The organism is Rathayibacter sp. VKM Ac-2928, assembly GCF_022815545.1.
Taxonomy (GTDB): Bacteria; Actinomycetota; Actinomycetes; order Actinomycetales; family Microbacteriaceae; genus Rathayibacter; species Rathayibacter festucae.
In genome coordinates this window covers 1-16,687 of the sequence record NZ_JALGRU010000005.1, presented here as the reverse complement: position 1 = coordinate 16,687, position 16,687 = coordinate 1, and the positions used below count along the sequence as shown (strand labels likewise).

Below are 16,687 nucleotides of genomic sequence, written 5' to 3'. Positions count from 1 at the left end.
TCCCCGATGAAAGGGCACGCAGCATGGATGTTCTCCTGAACAACCTCGACGTGTTCGTCCCCGCGTTCGGCAACACCCTGCTGCTGTTCGTCGTGTCGCTCGTCTTCGCCCTCCTCCTCGGAACCGTGGTCGGAGCGATGCGCGTCTCGCCCGTCCCGATCGCGCGAGCGGTCGGCACCGTCTACGTCAACACCATCCGGAACACGCCGCTGACGCTGCTGATGTTCTTCTTCGCCTTCGGCTACCCCAAGCTCGACCTGCCGGACGTCGAGTACACGAACCTCGCGATCGCCGCCCTGAGCATCTACACCGCGACCTACGTCGCCGAGGTGCTCCGCTCCGGGATCAACACCGTGCCGATCGGCCAGGCCGAGGCGGCTCGAGCGATCGGCCTCGACTTCGGGCTCACGATGACCCAGGTGGTGCTGCCGCAGGCGTTCCGCTCGGTCATCCCGCCGCTGATGAGCGTGCTGATCGCCCTCCTCAAGAACACCACCGTCGCCGCCGGCTTCTCGGTCGCCGAGGCCGGGACGATCGTCCGCGTGCTGAACGAGCGCGGCGAGAACAGCCTCATCGTCGTGCTCTGGGTCGCCCTGGTCTTCGTGGTCCTCGTCACCGCACTCTCCCTCCTCCAACGTCAGCTCGAGAAGAAGTGGAGGGTCGCCCGATGAGCTCCGTCCTCTTCGACAACCCCGGACCCCGCGCGGTCGCCCGCAACCGCGTCATCGGCGCCGTCGTCGTCCTCGTCCTCGTGGCGCTGCTGGCCTTCGTGCTCTGGCGCTTCGCCGAGTCCGGCCAGTTCTCGCCGGCCAAGTGGCGGGCGTTCGGCTACCCGCTGGTCTGGCAGAGCATCGGCGCCGCTCTCGGGCAGACGCTCGCCGCCTTCGCCACCGCCGGCGTCGCGAGCATCGTGCTCGGCCTGCTGCTGGCGATCGGCCGCCTCTCCGACCGCCGCTGGATCAACATCCCGGTCACGCTCTTCATCGAGCTGTTCCGCGCGATCCCGGTCCTCATCCTGATGATGCTGATGTACTACGGGCTCCCGTTCGTCGGGCTCAAGCTCACGCCGTACCTCGCCGTGGTCATCGCGCTCACGCTGTACAACGGCTCCGTCTTCTCCGAGATCTTCCGCGCCGGCATCGAGGCGCTCCCGCGCGGCCAGAAGGAGGCGGGCTACGCGATCGGCCTGCGCAAGGCGGGCGTCATGCGCCTCATCCTCTTCCCGCAGGCGATCCGGTCGATGCTGCCCGTGATCATCGCCCAGCTCGTCGTCGCCCTCAAGGACACGGCGCTCGGCTCGATCATCACCTACAACGAGCTGCTCTACTACGCCCGCTACCTCGGCAACCAGCCGAGCCTGGACAGCCCGATCATCCCCGCCGCCATCGTGGTCGGCGCCATCTACATCGGCATCTGCCTGATCCTCTCCGGCATCGCCAAGTGGGTCGAGATCCGCACCAAGACCGGCGGCCGCAAGGGCACCGGCCACCCGGCGGCTCGCGCGACCACTGACACGGCACTGATCGCCGCGCAGGACTGAATCCGATGGTGGGGATCGCCTGCGGCGACCCCCACCGCGGTCGGCCACCGAGGCGGTCGCATTGGGAAGAGCGTCTTGCGTCCGGCTAGCGCGAATCGCTCGTATGCGATTCACACGTTCGCCTCGAGGGCGATCGCCGATCTGCAGGGTTCCTGTCCGGCAACGGTGCACATGCTGGTCGAGTAGCGCCGGAGGGGCGTATCGAGACCCACCGCTCCGCGAGGAGGACTGGCGGGCGTCGGTTCCGGCGCTGGTGGATCTCGATACGCCTGCTCCGCGGGCCGCTCGATCAGCATGGGGCCGGCCGGGTCCGCGATCAGCCGCGCCGGCGGGCAAGCGCGTACGCCCGGCGCAGCGAGCGGGCCGCGCGAGGCATCCCTACACTGGGGGATCGTGTCTGACAGCAACCCGATCACCGACGAGGCCGTCTCGGCGGCGACCGCGGAGGCGCTCACCGCGATCCGCGCGGCCGCCGATTCCGCCGCCCTGAAGGCGGCTCGCACCGCCCACCTCGGCGAGGGCTCGGCCCTCGCCCGACTGAACGCGCTGATGCGCTCCGTTCCCCCGGAGTTCAAGGCGGCGTCCGGCAAGCTCGTGGGCGGCGCCCGCAAGCAGGTCGGCGACGTGTACGCCGAGCGCGAGGCGGAGCTGGTCGAGGCAGAGCAGGCCGCGGCGCTCGACGCCGAGCGCGTCGACGTCACCGCCGGCGCGAGCTTCGTGCGCCAGGGCGCCCGCCACCCGCTCTCGCTCCTCCAGGAGTCGATCGCCGACGTCTTCGTCGGCATGGGCTGGGAGATCGCGGAGGGGCCGGAGCTCGAGAACGAGTGGTTCAACTTCGACGCGCTGAACTTCGACGAGGACCACCCGGCCCGCGCGATGCAGGACACCTTCTTCGTCGACCCGGTCGAGTCGCACCTCGTGCTGCGCACCCACACCTCGCCGGTGCAGATCCGCTCGATGCTCGAGCGCACCCCGCCGATCTACGTGATCGCGCCCGGCCGCGTCTACCGCACCGACGAGCTCGACGCCACCCACACCCCTGTCTTCACGCAGTTCGAGGGCCTCGCCGTCGACCGCGGCCTGACGATGGCGCACCTGCGCGGCACCCTCGAGCACGTCGCCCGCCTCCTGTTCGGCGACGAGGCGAAGATCCGCCTGCGCCCCAACTACTTCCCCTTCACCGAGCCGAGCGCCGAGCTCGACATCTGGCACCCGACCTTCGTCGGCGGTGCCCGCTGGATCGAGTGGGGCGGCTGCGGGATGGTGAACCCGAACGTCCTGCGCTCGGTCGGCATCGACCCGGACGAGTACTCCGGCTTCGCCTTCGGGATGGGGATCGAGCGGACCCTGATGTTCCGCAACGACGTGAAGGACATGCGCGACATGGTCGAGGGCGACGTCCGCTTCAGCAAGCAGTACGGGATGGTGATCTGATGCGCATCCCGCTGAGCTGGCTGGGCGAGTACGTCGACCTCGAGCAGGGCGTCACGACCGAGGCCGTGCACGCGGCGCTCGTGTCGGTCGGCCTGGAGGAGGAGGACGTCCACCGCTTCGAGGTCTCCGGCCCCGTCGTGGTGGGCGAGGTCCTCGACCTCGTGCCCGAGCCGCAGAAGAACGGCAAGACCATCAACTGGTGCACCGTCCGCGTCGCGCCCGAGGGTGAGCGCGCGGCCGACGGCGGCGACGACGTCCGCGGCATCGTCTGCGGCGCGCACAACTTCGCGGCCGGCGACAAGGTCGTGGTCTCGCTGCCCGGCGCCGTGCTGCCCGGGCCGTTCCCGATCTCGGCGCGGAAGACCTACGGGCACGTGTCCGACGGGATGATCGCGTCCACCCGCGAGCTCGGCCTCGGCGACGACCACGAGGGCATCCTCCGGCTGGCGAGCCTCGGCATCGACCCCGAGGTCGGCACCGACGCGATCGCGCTGCTCGGGCTGGACGACGCCGCGGTCGAGGTCAACGTGACCCCGGACCGCGGCTACGCCTTCTCCATCCGCGGTATCGCCCGCGAGTACGCCCACGCGACCGGCGCCGCCTTCCGCGATCCCGCGCTGGCGATCAGCGCGCCCGAGCGGCTCGAGTCGGCTCCCGTCTTCCCTGTCACGGTCGAGGACGAGGCGCCGATCCGCGGTCGCGTCGGCTCGTCCGTCTTCGTCACCCGCGTGGTGCGCGGCATCGACCCGTCGCTGCCGACCCCGCCGTGGATGATCGCGCGGCTGCGCCTGGCCGGTGTGCGCTCGATCTCGCTGGTCGTCGACATCACCAACTACGTCATGTTCGAGCTCGGCCAGCCGCTGCACGGCTACGACCTCGAGCGCCTGGAGGGCGGCATCGTCGTCCGCCGCGCGCGCTCGGGCGAGACGCTCGAGACGCTCGACGGCCAGACCCGCCGCCTGCACCACGAGGACCTCCTGATCACCGACGACGGCGGGCCGATCGGGCTCGCCGGCGTGATGGGCGGCGCCCGCACCGAGATCACGGACACGACCGTCGACGTCCTGATCGAGGCCGCGAACTTCGACCCGGTCTCGATCGCGCGGACGGCCCGCCGCCACAAGCTGCCGAGCGAGGCCTCGCGCCGCTTCGAGCGCGGCGTGGACCCGCTGGTCGCGCCGGTCGCCGCCGCGCGCGCGGTGCAGCTGCTGGTCGAGCTCGCGGGCGGCACCGCCGACGAGCTCGGCTCGGTGCTCGCCGATTCCGGGATGGCGTCGGCGATCGAGCTCCCCGACGGCTACATCTCCGGCCTGATCGGCCTCGAGTACACGCCCGAGGAGATCCGCGGCGCCCTGGTCGAGATCGGCGCGAGCGTCGAGGCCGGGGGAGGGGGCCTGCTCGTCACCCCGCCGAGCTGGCGGCCCGATCTGACCGACCGCTCGACCCTCGCGGAGGAGGTCGCCCGGATCACCGGGTACGACCGCATCCCGTCGATCCTCCCCGTCGCGCCTCCCGGTCGCGGCCTCACGCCCGGTCAGCGCCTGCGCCGGACGGTCGCGCAGTCGCTGGCGGCCGCCGGGCTCACCGAGGTGCTGTCCTACCCGTTCCTCTCCCGCTCGATGAACGACCGCTTCGGCTCCGTCGACGGCGAGCCGGTGCAGCAGGTCTCGCTGGCGAACCCGCTGGACGCGACCGCGGGACAGCTGCGGCTCTCCCTCCTCCCCGGACTCGTGCAGGTCGCGGCCCGCAACCGCTCGCGCGGTCTCGTCGACCTGGCCGTCTACGAGATGGGCTCGGTCTTCCTGCCGCAGAGCGGCGCTCCGTTCGGCTCCGAGGGGCTGCCCCTCGCCGGCGCGCGTCCGTCCGCGGAGATCGAGGCGGCCCTGAACGCGGGGATCCCGCGGCAGCCGCTGCACGTGGCCGCGCTGCTGACGGGTTCGGCGCTCGAGCGTCAGCCCGGAGTGGCCGCGCGCGACTTCGACTGGCGCGACGCGCTCGACGTCGTCCGCGACGTCGCGGCCGCCTCGGGCGTGCAGCTGGAGATCCGGCAGGGCTCGCACGCCGCCCTGCACCCGGGCCGCACGGCCGAGGTGCTGCTGGACGGCGCCGTGGTCGGCCACGCCGGCGAGCTGCTCCCGTCGCTCGCCGACGACCTCGACCTGCCGCACCGCGTGGCGGTGGTCGAGCTCGACCTCGATCCGCTGATCGCCCGCGCCGGCCGCCTCGTGGTGGCGCGCCCGGTCGGGGCGCTGCCCGCCGCGACGCAGGACCTCTCGCTGGTCGTGCCCGTGGCCGTGCCGGCGGCCGACCTGCAGGCCGCCGTCGCCGAGGGCGCCGGCGAGCTGCTCGAGGCGATCCGCCTGGTCGACGACTACCGCGGTGCGGGCGTCCCCGAGGGCTCGAAGTCGCTGACCTTCGCGCTGCGCTTCCGTGCCGCCGACCGGACGCTCACCGCCGCCGAGGCCAGCGCGGCGAAGGAGAGCGGCACCGCGCTCGCCGCCGAGCGCTTCGGCGCGAGCCCGCGCGAGTGAGCGGACGGCCGCCGGCTCCGGTCGGCGGCCGCCCGCGGCGACCGGGCCAGGGCGGGTCCCGCCAGCGACTAGGCTCTCGGGCATGACTTTTTCCGTGGCGGTGGCCGGAGCGAGCGGGTACGCGGGCGGCGAGCTGCTCCGCCTGCTCGCCGATCACCCCGAGTTCGAGGTGCGCACGGTCACGGCGCACTCGAACGCCGGCCAGCCCCTCGCCGCGGTGCAGCCGCACCTGCGCTCGCTGCGCCACCTCGAGCTCGTCGACACGACGACCGAGAACCTGGCGGGCCACGACGTCGTCTTCCTCGCCCTGCCGCACGGCAAGTCCGGCGAGATCACGGCGACGCTCCCCGACGACGTGCTCGTCGTCGACTGCGGCGCCGACCATCGGCTGACCGACGAGCAGGACTGGGCCGACTACTACGGGGGCGAGTTCGCCGGCGCCTGGCCCTACGGGCTGCCCGAGCTGATGCTGCCCGGCACCGGCAGGCAGCGCGACGTGCTCGCGGGCGTCCGCCGCATCGCGGTGCCCGGCTGCAACGTCACCGCGATCACTCTCGGCCTCGCGCCGGGGCTGCACGCCGGCGTGATCGAGGCCGCCGACCTGGTCTCGGTCCTCGCCGTCGGCCCGTCCGGGGCGGGCAAGAGCCTGCGGACCGATCTGCTCGCGAGCGAGCTGCTCGGCTCGGCGCACGCCTACGGCATCGGCGGCGGGCACCGCCACAACCCGGAGATCCGGCAGAACCTCGCGCTCGCCGGTGCCGGTCCCGTCTCGATCTCGTTCACCCCGATCCTGGTGCCGATGTCGCGGGGCATCCTCGCGACCTCGACCGCTCGGCTCGCGCCGAGCGTGTCCGCGCAGAACGTGCGCGCCGCGTGGGAGTCGGCCTACACCGACGAGCCCTTCGTCCAGCTGCTGCCGGAGGGGACGTTCCCGCGCACGGCCGACACCGTCGGCGCGAACACGGCGCTGATCGGGGTCGCCGTGGACGAGCGCGCGCGCCGCGTCGTGGTGGTCACCGCGCTCGACAACCTGGTCAAGGGCACCGCCGGCGCCGCGATCCAGTCGACCAACATCGCCCTCGGTCTCCCGGAGACCCTCGGCCTGAGCACGAACGGAGTCGCGCCGTGAGCATCACCGCCGCAGCAGGATTCGCCGCGGCCGGCGTCGTCGCCGGTCTCAAGTCGACCGGCGCCCGCGACCTCGCCCTCGTGCACAACCTCGGCCCGCTGCAGAACGCCGCGACGGTCTTCACCAGCAATCGCTGCAAGGCGAACCCGGTGCTCTGGAGCGAGCAGGTCATGCGCGACGGCGTCGTCTCGGCGATCGTCCTCAACTCCGGCGGCGCCAACTGCTACACCGGCGCCGAGGGCTTCCAGGTCACCCACGCGACGGCCGAGGCCGTCGGCGGGAGCCTGGGCGTCTCGGCCGGCGATGTGCTCGTCTGCTCCACCGGTCTCATCGGCGATCAGCTCGACCTCGGCAAGCTGACGGCCGGGGTGACCGAGGCGTCGGCGGCTCTTCCGGGCGCGACCGGTCCGGAGGCGGGCGAGGACGCGGCCCGCGCGATCATGACGACCGACACCGTGCCCAAGCAGGCGACCGTCCGCTCCGAGCAGGGCTGGACCGTCGGCGGCATGGCCAAGGGCGCGGGGATGCTCGCTCCCGGGCTGGCGACGATGCTCGTCGTGATCACCACCGACGCGGTCCTCGACTCCTCCGAGCTCGACACCGCGCTGCGGGCGGCGACCCGGGTCACCTTCGACCGCCTCGACTCGGACGGCTGCATGTCGACCAATGACACCGTGGCGCTGCTGGCGAGCGGCGCGAGCGGGGTGCGCCCCGAGGCGGCCGACTTCACCGCCGCGCTCACCGACGTCTGCCGCGATCTCACCCTCCAGCTCCAGGCCGATGCCGAGGGCGCCGCGCACGACGTCGCGATCCGGGTGCTGAACGCCGCGACCGAGGACGAGGCCGTCGTCGTCGCCCGCGCGGTCTCGCGGAGCAACCTCTTCAAGGCCGCGATCTTCGGCAACGACCCCAACTGGGGCCGGGTGCTGGCCGCGGTCGGCACCACCGATGCGCAGTTCGACCCCTACGGCATCGACGTGGCGATGAACGGCGTGCAGGTCTGCCGGGCCGGCGAGCCCGACGCGAGCCGCGACCTGGTCGACCTCGCCCCGCGCAAGGTCTCGGTCGACATCGATCTGCACGCCGGCGACGCCACGGCGACGATCTGGACCAACGACCTCACCCACGACTACGTCCACGAGAACTCGGCGTACTCCAGCTGATGGCCGACGAGAATCCGAGGGACTCCGAGAACCCGGTGAGCACCGGGGACCCCACCGACGCCGAGACGCTCGCGCTGCGCGATGCCGTGGCCGTCAAGGCCGGCACCCTGATCGAGTCGCTGCCCTGGCTGCAGCGGTTCCACGGCAGGACGATGGTGATCAAGTTCGGCGGCAACGCCATGGTGTCGGAGGAGCTCCAGCGCGCCTTCGCGCAGGACATCGTCTACCTGCACTACGCGGGCATCCGCCCCGTCGTCGTGCACGGCGGCGGTCCGCAGATCTCCGCGATGCTCGACCGGCTCGGAATCGCCAGCGAGTTCCGCGGCGGCTACCGGGTGACCAGCCCCGAGGCGATGGACGTCGTGCGGATGGTGCTCACCGGCAGCATTAGCCGCGACATCGTCCGGCGCATCAACGAGTACGGGCCGCTGGCCGCCGGCATCTCCGGCGAGGACGCCGGCCTCTTCGTCGGCCGCCGGCGCGGCGTGGTCCTGGACGGGGTCGAGCACGACCTCGGCCTGGTCGGCGACGTGATCTCCGTGGACCCCGCGGCCGTCCTCGCCCAGCTCGACGCCGGCCGCATCCCGGTCGTCTCCTCGATCGCGCCCGACTCCGACGACCCGACGCAGTCGCTCAACGTCAACGCCGACGCCGCCGCGGCCGCGCTCGCCGTCGCCGTCGGCGCGGAGAAGCTCGTGATCCTCACCGACGTCCCCGGTCTCTACGCCGACTGGCCCGACCGCGACTCGCTCGTCTCGCACATCGCGTCCGACGAGCTCGCGGCGCTGCTGCCGTCGCTCGAGTCGGGGATGATCCCCAAGATGACGGCCTGCCTCGACGCGGTCCGCGGCGGCGTGCCGAAGGCCGCGATCATCGACGGCCGCGTCCCGCACTCGATGCTGCTCGAGGTCTTCACCTCCGAGGGCGTCGGCACCGAGGTCGTCGCCTCGGCCGACCCCCGCGACCGGGAGCGAACGTCGGGCCGCTGACCACCAGCGGCCCCGGCTCCGAGCGCCGCCCCGACGGGGTGCGCGCACCGACGGCCCTCCCGGCCGGACCGCTTCTGCTCGAAAGGCTCGACATGTCCACCGATACCGCTCCCGGCGTCCCCGCGCCCGAGGTCCCCGCCTCCGATCCCGCACCCGTCTCCGCCCGCACCGCGGAGGCCCGCGGCCGCTACGCCGCCGCGATGATGCAGACCTTCGCCGCTCCGCTCGCCGTCCTCGAGCGCGGCGAGGGCTGCCGGGTCTGGGACGTCGACGGCCGCGAGTACCTCGACTTCCTCGGCGGGATCGCGGTGAACTCGCTCGGCCACGCGCACCCGGTCTTCGTCGAGGCCGTGAGCCGCCAGGCCGGCGCTCTCGCGCACGTCTCCAACTACTTCGCCACCGCCCCGCAGATCCGGCTGGCCGAGAAGCTCCGCGAGCTGACCGGCGCGGGCGAGGCGGGCCGCGTCTACTTCGCGAACTCCGGCACCGAGGCGAACGAGGCGGCCTTCAAGCTCGCGCGCCTGCACGCGGCCGGTGGTCGGCACCGGATCCTGGCGCTGCAGAACGCCTTCCACGGTCGCACGATGGGCGCCCTCGCGATGACCGGCAAGGCCGCGATGCGCGCGCCGTTCGAGCCGATGCCCGGTGGAGTCGAGCACATCGAGGCGACGCTCGAGGCGCTCGAGGCCGCGATCGACGAGTCGGTCGCCGCGCTGATCGTCGAGCCGATCCAGGGTGAGGCGGGCGTGATCCCGCTGCCGGACGGCTTCCTCGAGCGGGCGCGGGAGCTGACCCGGGAGCGGGGCGCCCTGCTGATCGTCGACGAGATCCAGACCGGCATCGGCCGCACCGGCAGCTGGTTCGCCTACCAGCGGGCCGGCATCCTCCCCGACGCGATCACCCTCGCCAAGGGACTCGGCGGCGGCTTCCCCGTCGGAGCCCTGGTCACCTTCGGCGCGGCCTCCGAGCTGCTGCAGAAGGGCCACCACGGCAGCACCTTCGGCGGCAACCCGCTCGCGACCGCGGTCGCCGGTGCGGTGATCGGCGAGATCGAGCGCGCCGACCTGCTCCGGAACGCCCGGGAGCGCGGGGCGCAGCTGACCGCGGGTGTGCTCGGCCTCGGCTCACCGCTGATCGCCGGCGTGCGTGGCGCCGGTCTCCTGCTCGGCATCGCGCTCAGCGAGCCCGTCGCCTCCCGGCTCGCCGCCGCCGCGATGGCGGAGGGACTGATCGTCAACGCGCCGAACGAGTCCAGCATCCGGATCGCTCCGCCGCTCATCATCACCGCCGCCGACGTCGACGAGTTCGTCGCCCGCTTCGGCCGCGCGGTGCGGGCGCTCGACGCCTGAACGACCCGACCTCCTTCCCCGATCGAAAGCGAACCGCAGCCGTGACCCGCCACTTCCTCCGCGACGACGACATCACCCCCGCCGAGCAGGCCGAGATCCTCGATCTCGCCCTGGAGCTCAAGCGCGACCGCTTCTCGCGGACGCCGCTCGCCGGCCCGCAGACCGTCGCGGTCATCTTCGACAAGTCCTCCACCCGCACCCGGGTGTCCTTCGCCGTCGGCATCGCCGATCTCGGCGGCAGCCCGCTGATCATCTCGACGGCGAGCAGCCAGCTCGGCGGCAAGGAGACCGCCTCCGACACCGCGCGCGTGCTCGAGCGCCAGGTCGCGGCCATCGTCTGGCGCACCTACGCGCAGTCCGGGCTGGAGGAGATGGCGGCGGGCACCCGCGTCCCCGTCGTCAACGCGCTCTCGGACGAGTTCCACCCGTGCCAGCTGCTCGCCGACCTGCTGACGATCCGCGAGCACCGCGGCCGCCTCGCCGGCCTCACGCTGACCTTCTTCGGCGACGGCGCGAGCAACATGGCGCACTCCTACCTGCTGGCCGGCGCGACGGCGGGGATGCACGTCCGGATCGTCTCGCCCGCGGACTACGCTCCCGCTCCGGCCGTGCTCGCGGACGCCCAGCGCATCGCCGCCACCACCGGCGGCTCGGCCACCACCACGACCGACCCGGCCGCGGGCGCCGCCGGCTCGGACATCGTGATCACCGACACCTGGGTGTCGATGGGCAAGGAGGAGGAGAAGGCCGCGCGGGTCGCCACCTTCCGCGACTACCGCGTCGACTCGGACACGATGGCGGCCGCCGCGTCCGACGCGCTCTTCCTGCACTGCCTCCCGGCCGACCGCGGCTACGAGGTGACCGCCGACGTGATCGACGGCCCGCAGAGCGTGATCTGGGACGAGGCGGAGAACCGCCTGCACGCCCAGAAGGCCCTGCTGGTCTGGCTCCTCGAGCGCGCCGGCACGCCCGACGCCGCTCAGTAGACTCGACAGCCGACCCCGAGGAGAACCATGACGGAACGACCCTCCGCCCGCGCGGGCGAGGCCGGCGCGCTCTGGGGAGGCCGGTTCGCCGGCGGCCCGTCGCCGGAGCTGGCCGCGCTCTCGAAGTCGACGCACTTCGACTGGCAGCTCGCCGAGTACGACATCGCCGGCTCCCGCGCGCACGCCCGGGCCCTCGCGACCGCCGGCTACCTCGACGACGCCGAGCTGACCGGGATGCTCGACGCGCTCGAGCGCCTGCGCTCGGCGGTGGTCGAGGGCCGCTTCACCGCGGACGACGCCGACGAGGACGTGCACGGCGCACTCGAGCGCGGCCTGATGCTCGAGGCGGGCCCGGAGCTCGGCGGCAAGCTGCGCGCCGGGCGCTCGCGCAACGACCAGATCGCGACCTTCGTGCGGATGTACCTCCGCGACCACGCCGCCGTCATCGCCGAGCTGGTGGTGCAGCTGATCGACGCGATCGCCGCCCAGGCCTCCGCCCACCCGGCGGCGATCATGCCCGGCCGCACGCATCTGCAGCACGCGCAGCCGGTGCTGCTCGCGCACCACCTCCTCGCGCACGCCTGGGCGCTGCTGCGCGACCTCGAGCGGCTGCGCGACTGGGCGGTCCGCGCCGACGTGTCGCCGTACGGCTCCGGTGCCCTCGCCGGCTCGACCCTCGGGCTCGACGCCGAGGCGGTCGCCCGCGAGCTCGGCTTCGCCGCGAGCGTGCCCAACTCGATCGACGGCACCGCGAGCCGCGATCTCGTCGCCGAGTTCGCCTTCGTCAGCGCGATGATCGGCATCGACGTCTCGCGGATCGCGGAGGAGATCATCCTCTGGAACACGCGCGAGTTCGCCTTCGTCACCCTCGACGACGGCTACTCGACCGGGTCGTCGATCATGCCGCAGAAGAAGAACCCCGACATCGCCGAGCTCGCGCGCGGCAAGGCGGGTCGGCTGCTCGGCAACCTGACCGGCCTGCTCGCGACGCTGAAGGCGCTCCCGCTCGCATACAACCGCGACCTGCAGGAGGACAAGGAGCCGGTCTTCGACTCGGTGACCACGCTCGAGGTGCTCCTCCCCGCCTTCAGCGGGATGATCGCGACGCTGACCTTCCACACCGAGCGGATGGCCGAGCTCGCCCCGCAGGGCTTCTCGCTCGCGACCGACGTCGCGGAATGGCTGGTCAAGAAGCACGTGCCGTTCCGCGACGCGCACGAGATCACCGGAGAGCTGGTCAAGCTCGCCGAGACCCGGGGCCTCGGTCTCGAGGACCTCGACGACGAGGCGCTGCGCTCGGTGTCGCCGCTGCTGACGCCCGACGTCCGCTCGGTGCTCAGCATCGAGGGCTCGGTCGCCAGCCGCGACGGGGTCGGCGGCACCGCACCCGACCGGGTGGCGGAGCAGCTCGCGCAGCTGACCGAGCGCGTGCGCGTCGTCCGGTCCGCCCTCCGCGGGGACGCGTCGTGACGCTCCAGGGCCCGCCCGGCGACGACGGCCGTCCGCCGCTGCCGCCGTGGCAGCAGCGGACCCTGGTCGTCGTCGCGGGCGTCGTGATCATCGCGGTGATCATCGTCACCGTGGTCTCGGGCCAGAGCTTCTTCTAGGGATGCCGGAGCCGCTCGACCTGTCGCGCTCGGCCCTCGAGGTCGCTCCCGATCTGCTCGGAGCGGTGCTGCTGCACCGCACCGGCGAGGGCGTCGTCGGCGTCCGGCTGACCGAGGTCGAGGCCTACCTCGGACTCGGCGAGGACCCGGGTTCGCACGCGCACCGGCGCCGGTCGCCGCGGAACGCCCCGATGTTCGGGGAGCCGGGGACGGTCTACGCGTACTTCACCTACGGCATGCACACCTGCGTCAACCTGGTCTGCTCCCCGGCGGGCACAGCCTCCGCGGTGCTGCTCCGCGCGGGCGAGATCGTGGCGGGGGAGGAGCTGGCCCTGCTCCGACGCGGACCGGTCCGCCCGAGGGACCTCGCCCGCGGTCCGGCGCGGCTCGCCAAGGCGCTGGGGGTGACCCTCGCGGAGTCGGGCGATCCGATGGCTCTCTCCTTCGAGCTGCTGCCGCGCGAGTCGCCGGTGCCGATCGAGTCGTCCGCCCGGACCGGGGTCTCCGGCGAGGGCGGCGACGCCGCCTTCCCCTGGCGGTTCCTCATCGCCGGCGACCCGACCGTCTCGCCGTACCGGCGCGCGGTGGCGCGTCGTCGCCCGGAGACGGGCGGCGGTCAGCCCGCCAGGTAGAGCCGCGCGAGGATCCCGAGCGCCGCGGACCAGGCGAGGCTGGCGAGCGTGCCGATGATGAAGCGCTCGCGTGCCTCCGGGGACGCCAGCTCACTGAAGCGGCCGACGCCCTTGACGGCGACGATCACGGCGACGCCCTCCGGCAGACCGCTGAGCAGGGCGCCCGCGGTGGCGATCCGCTCGAGCACGCCGATGGTGGTGCCGCCGCGCAGCACCTCGATCGGCTGGCCGATCGCGGACGGAGCGACCCCGGGGGTCCCGGGACGCTGAGCGGCGGCGATCATGATGCCGCCGTGTGCGCCGCTGCGGGAGTCGGTGGTCGCGAGATCGAGGGTGAGCAGGACCACCGGCCCGCCGCCGAGGACCGCGAGTGCGAAGGCGAGCACCACGACGGCGAGAGCGAGCGCCGGGGGAGCGGAGGCGCCGGCCACGCCGGTCAGCAGGAAGGCGGCGGCCGCGGCGCCGATGCTGATCCAGCCGAGCGAGGGGCGGCGCAGGCGCGCCGCGAGGACGGCGCCCGCGACTCCGGCGAGGAGCACCAGGAGCACGCCGGTCCAGGAGGCGGACTGCGCGGCGACGGCGAAGGTCTCGGGCAGTGCGGTGCGGAGTGCCGTCATCGGGGTGTCCTCTCGGAAGCGGAAGCAGAAGCGGAAGGGTCGCTGGTCTCCGTGGAGCCGTGCGCCGACGGGTCGGCGGTCGCCGCCGCGTCGGGGTCGAGCGTACGGTCGACCACCGTCAGCAGCCGGGCGAGGGCGTCCCGTGCCGGTCCGTCGGCGCGCGCGCTCGCGGTCCGCACCCGGAGGCTGACCGCCTGGGGGGAGACGGCGAGACGCTCGGCCGCCTCCTTCTGCGAGAGCCCCGCGTCCAGGAGGTCGACGATCTCCCAGCCGGCCGGGGTCCGCGAGTCCCGGAGGTGGAGCAGCGGATCGAACAGCGCCTGGGCGTCGCCGACCGAGGGGAAGGCGTCGTCGGGGGAGCCGTGGCCGGACGGATCGGAGCCGGAGGCATCGGGGTCGAGCGAGAAGCGGGTCGCCCGTCCCTTCGCCGCCTCGACCGCGCGCCGCGCCGCGAAGTACGCCGCTCCGCGGGCGGCGCGGGTGGTCCGGGGCAGCGGCCGCTCGATCGCGCCGATGCCGAGGCCGATGCTCCAGTGCCCGGAGCGGTGGAGCGCGAGGACCACGGACACGACGGCCTCGGCGCGGTCGAGCACGAACTGGAACTCGTCGCCCGCGGTGCGCTCGGGAGGGAGCACGAAGGACGACTCCTCCGATTCGAGCAGAGCGGCGATCGCCTGCTCGACCCGGTCGTCGTCGTGACGACTGTCGCGCTGATCGGCAGTGATGACGAACACGATGACCTCCTCGATCAAGTATCAGGGCTTGATGCCGTGAGATCAAGCTCTTGGACTTGATCGCGCGCCGGGCGAGCCGCCGGCCTCGCGCTACCCTGGACGGGTGACCGATCAGGACTCCCGCGGATCCGCGACCATGCCGTCGCTCGATCCCTCGTTCGAGAACGTCTGGGACGAGCTCGTCTGGCGTGGCGCGATCCACGTGTCGACCGACGCGGCAGCGCTGCGCGAGCTCCTCGCCGGGGACCCGATCACCTACTACTGCGGCTTCGACCCGACCGCGCCGAGCCTGCACCTGGGCAACCTGGTCCAGCTGATCGTGCTCCGCCGGCTCCAGCTCGCCGGGCACCGGCCCCTCGGTCTCGTCGGCGGATCGACCGGGCTGATCGGCGACCCGCGGCCGACGGCGGAGCGGACGCTCAACTCCCGCGAGACGGTGGTCGAGTGGGTGTCCCGCCTGCAGGCGCAGGTGTCGCGGTTCCTCTCGACCGAGGGGGAGAACCCGCTGCGGCTGGTGAACAATCTGGACTGGACGGCGCCGCTGTCGGCGATCGACTTCCTCCGGGAGATCGGCAAGCACTTCCGGGTGGGCACGATGCTCAAGAAGGACGCGGTCAGTGCCCGCCTGAACTCCGACGCGGGGATCAGCTACACCGAGTTCAGCTACCAGATCCTGCAGGGGCTGGACTACCTCGAGCTCTACCGCCAGTACGGCTGCATCCTGCAGACGGGTGGCAGCGACCAGTGGGGCAACCTCACCAGCGGGACCGATCTGATCCACCGGACGGAGGGGGTCTCGGTGCACGCCATCGGGACGCCGCTGGTGATGAACTCCGACGGGACGAAGTTCGGCAAGAGCGAGGGCAACGCCGTCTGGCTCGACCCGTCGCTCACCAGCCCGTACGCGTTCTACCAGTTCTGGCTCAACACCGACGACCGCGATGTGGCGGCCCGGCTGAAGACCTTCACCTTCCTGCCGCGCACGGAGATCGAGCGGCTCGAGCAGGCGAGTGTGGAAGCACCGTTCAAGCGCGAGGCGCAGCGCGCGCTCGCGAGCGAGGTCACCGTCCTCGTGCACGGGGAGGCGGTGACGGCCTCGGTGATCGCGGCCTCCTCGGCGCTCTTCGGTCGCGGGTCGCTGGAGGGCATCGACCCCGGGATCCTGCGGGGAGCGCTGCAGGCGGTGACGACGGTCGAGGCGACCGCGGCGACTCCGGTGGTGCAGGCGTTCGTGGACGCCGGGCTCGTCGCGAGCCTCGGCGAGGCCCGCCGGGCGATCGGCCAGGGCGGGCTCTCGGTGAACAACAGCGCGGTGTCGGACGACGCCGCCGTGCTCGGCGACCTCCCGCTGATCGACGGAATCGCGGTGCTGCGCCGCGGCAAGAAGAGCTTCGCCGGCGCCTTCGTCTCCTGACGCGGACGCGGTTCGCCCCGAGAGGAGCCCGGATCGCGACACGCCCGGGCGACGAGCGATTTGCAGGGCCGCGAAACCTCGACGTAATGTAACTCCTCGTCAGCCCAAAGGAGCGGACAGCGAGAGTCGGATGCAGAGCATCGTGACCCGCCGACCCCCCTCAAGCGATGACCATCCCCTCGCTCTCAAGCCTCTTAGAGATTCGTCTCTTGATGGCGGCGGATCGCGAGCGTAAGATGCAAAGCCTCCGCGGGACCCAGGTCCTCGGCTTCGGTGCACGGCCTCGGCTGCGCACGATGACGGCGAGACGATCTCCGGATCCGACGCTGATCATCACGAAGACGCCGACTTGACACGGCCTGCGGATGTGCTAAGTTAGTCGAGTTGCCACGGAGGCGATCGGGACTTCGGTTCTGATAAGTCTACCCGGTCTCGGCGACACGAACAAATCGAACGGCCCGCCTGAATCAGGCCGGCTCTCGGTACAACATCTTCGATCACTTCCGTTGTGAAGCACCTCTTCAGGTGTGGAGGCGGGACGTGTCCGATTCTTGAGAACTCA

At 72.4% G+C, this 16,687-nt stretch carries 15 protein-coding genes; 13 read left to right on the top strand and 2 right to left on the bottom strand.

Going from position 1 to position 16,687, the window contains the following annotated elements:
• The first annotated feature begins 23 nt into the window (after positions 1-23).
• The 12 genes from MT350_RS17285 (at position 24) to MT350_RS17230 (ending at position 13,360) form a co-directional block, all read left to right on the top strand.
• Entirely contained in the window at positions 24-671 is a 648-nt protein-coding gene (locus MT350_RS17285) for an amino acid ABC transporter permease (protein ID WP_123444515.1), read from the top strand.
• On the top strand, positions 668-1,540 hold the full coding sequence (locus MT350_RS17280) for an amino acid ABC transporter permease (RefSeq protein WP_132438236.1): 873 nt from the start codon (positions 668-670) through the stop codon (positions 1,538-1,540). Before MT350_RS17285 ends, MT350_RS17280 begins: the two co-directional genes overlap by 4 nt.
• A gap of 393 nt (positions 1,541-1,933) precedes the next feature.
• Positions 1,934-2,974 (top strand): phenylalanine--tRNA ligase subunit alpha, encoded by a 1,041-nt coding sequence (gene pheS, locus MT350_RS17275; RefSeq protein WP_243598675.1) that lies wholly within the window; start codon positions 1,934-1,936, stop codon positions 2,972-2,974.
• Entirely contained in the window at positions 2,974-5,505 is a 2,532-nt protein-coding gene (gene pheT / locus MT350_RS17270) for a phenylalanine--tRNA ligase subunit beta (RefSeq protein WP_243598676.1), read from the top strand. Before pheS ends, pheT begins: the two co-directional genes overlap by 1 nt.
• Before the next feature lie 82 nt (positions 5,506-5,587).
• Entirely contained in the window at positions 5,588-6,634 is a 1,047-nt protein-coding gene (gene argC, locus MT350_RS17265; RefSeq protein WP_243598677.1) for an N-acetyl-gamma-glutamyl-phosphate reductase, read from the top strand.
• Positions 6,631-7,797, top strand: a complete 1,167-nt coding sequence (gene argJ, locus MT350_RS17260; RefSeq protein ID WP_243598678.1) for a bifunctional glutamate N-acetyltransferase/amino-acid acetyltransferase ArgJ — start codon at positions 6,631-6,633, stop codon at positions 7,795-7,797. Before argC ends, argJ begins: the two co-directional genes overlap by 4 nt.
• Positions 7,798-7,832: 35 nt before the next feature.
• Positions 7,833-8,786 (top strand): acetylglutamate kinase, encoded by a 954-nt coding sequence (gene argB / locus MT350_RS17255; protein ID WP_374206650.1) that lies wholly within the window; start codon positions 7,833-7,835, stop codon positions 8,784-8,786.
• A gap of 92 nt (positions 8,787-8,878) precedes the next feature.
• Positions 8,879-10,135, top strand: a complete 1,257-nt coding sequence (locus MT350_RS17250) for an acetylornithine transaminase (protein ID WP_279392005.1) — start codon at positions 8,879-8,881, stop codon at positions 10,133-10,135.
• Positions 10,136-10,176: 41 nt separating this feature from the next.
• Complete coding sequence (argF, locus tag MT350_RS17245; protein WP_127887041.1) at positions 10,177-11,121, top strand: ornithine carbamoyltransferase; 945 nt, start codon at positions 10,177-10,179, stop codon at positions 11,119-11,121.
• Between the two features lie 27 nt (positions 11,122-11,148).
• Positions 11,149-12,591: an argininosuccinate lyase gene (gene argH / locus MT350_RS17240; RefSeq protein ID WP_243598680.1), complete on the top strand. Its 1,443-nt coding sequence runs from the start codon at positions 11,149-11,151 to the stop codon at positions 12,589-12,591.
• Positions 12,588-12,728: a hypothetical protein gene (locus tag MT350_RS17235; protein ID WP_159422422.1), complete on the top strand. Its 141-nt coding sequence runs from the start codon at positions 12,588-12,590 to the stop codon at positions 12,726-12,728. Before argH ends, MT350_RS17235 begins: the two co-directional genes overlap by 4 nt.
• Positions 12,729-12,730: 2 nt before the next feature.
• Positions 12,731-13,360 (top strand): DNA-3-methyladenine glycosylase, encoded by a 630-nt coding sequence (locus MT350_RS17230; protein WP_243598681.1) that lies wholly within the window; start codon positions 12,731-12,733, stop codon positions 13,358-13,360.
• Here MT350_RS17230 and MT350_RS17225 read toward each other — a convergent pair.
• Together MT350_RS17225 and MT350_RS17220 are read right to left on the bottom strand one after the other, a co-directional pair.
• On the bottom strand, positions 13,345-13,977 hold the full coding sequence (locus MT350_RS17225; RefSeq protein WP_243598682.1) for a hypothetical protein: 633 nt from the start codon (positions 13,975-13,977) through the stop codon (positions 13,345-13,347). The two genes, MT350_RS17230 and MT350_RS17225, sit on opposite strands and share 16 nt — an antisense overlap.
• Complete coding sequence (locus MT350_RS17220) at positions 13,974-14,711, bottom strand: DNA-binding protein (protein WP_243598683.1); 738 nt, start codon at positions 14,709-14,711, stop codon at positions 13,974-13,976. Before MT350_RS17220 ends, MT350_RS17225 begins: the two co-directional genes overlap by 4 nt.
• A 136-nt stretch (positions 14,712-14,847) precedes the next feature.
• Here MT350_RS17220 and tyrS point away from each other — a divergent pair, with 136 nt between their 5' ends.
• Positions 14,848-16,125, top strand: a complete 1,278-nt coding sequence (gene tyrS, locus MT350_RS17215; RefSeq protein WP_243598716.1) for a tyrosine--tRNA ligase — start codon at positions 14,848-14,850, stop codon at positions 16,123-16,125.
• The last annotated feature ends 562 nt before the right edge of the window (positions 16,126-16,687 follow it).

What these genes read in the sequence shown, in the direction of transcription:
- MT350_RS17225 (WP_243598682.1), bottom strand. Translation starts at nt 13,977, where the DNA reads ATGACGGCACTCCGCACCGCACTGCCCGAGACCTTCGCCGTCGCCGCG.
- MT350_RS17250 (WP_279392005.1), top strand. Translation starts at nt 8,879, where the DNA reads ATGTCCACCGATACCGCTCCCGGCGTCCCCGCGCCCGAGGTCCCCGCC.
- argC (WP_243598677.1), top strand. Translation starts at nt 5,588, where the DNA reads ATGACTTTTTCCGTGGCGGTGGCCGGAGCGAGCGGGTACGCGGGCGGC.
- MT350_RS17230 (WP_243598681.1), top strand. Translation starts at nt 12,731, where the DNA reads ATGCCGGAGCCGCTCGACCTGTCGCGCTCGGCCCTCGAGGTCGCTCCC.
- pheT (WP_243598676.1), top strand. Translation starts at nt 2,974, where the DNA reads ATGCGCATCCCGCTGAGCTGGCTGGGCGAGTACGTCGACCTCGAGCAG.
- argH (WP_243598680.1), top strand. Translation starts at nt 11,149, where the DNA reads ATGACGGAACGACCCTCCGCCCGCGCGGGCGAGGCCGGCGCGCTCTGG.
- tyrS (WP_243598716.1), top strand. Translation starts at nt 14,848, where the DNA reads ATGCCGTCGCTCGATCCCTCGTTCGAGAACGTCTGGGACGAGCTCGTC.
- MT350_RS17285 (WP_123444515.1), top strand. Translation starts at nt 24, where the DNA reads ATGGATGTTCTCCTGAACAACCTCGACGTGTTCGTCCCCGCGTTCGGC.
- MT350_RS17280 (WP_132438236.1), top strand. Translation starts at nt 668, where the DNA reads ATGAGCTCCGTCCTCTTCGACAACCCCGGACCCCGCGCGGTCGCCCGC.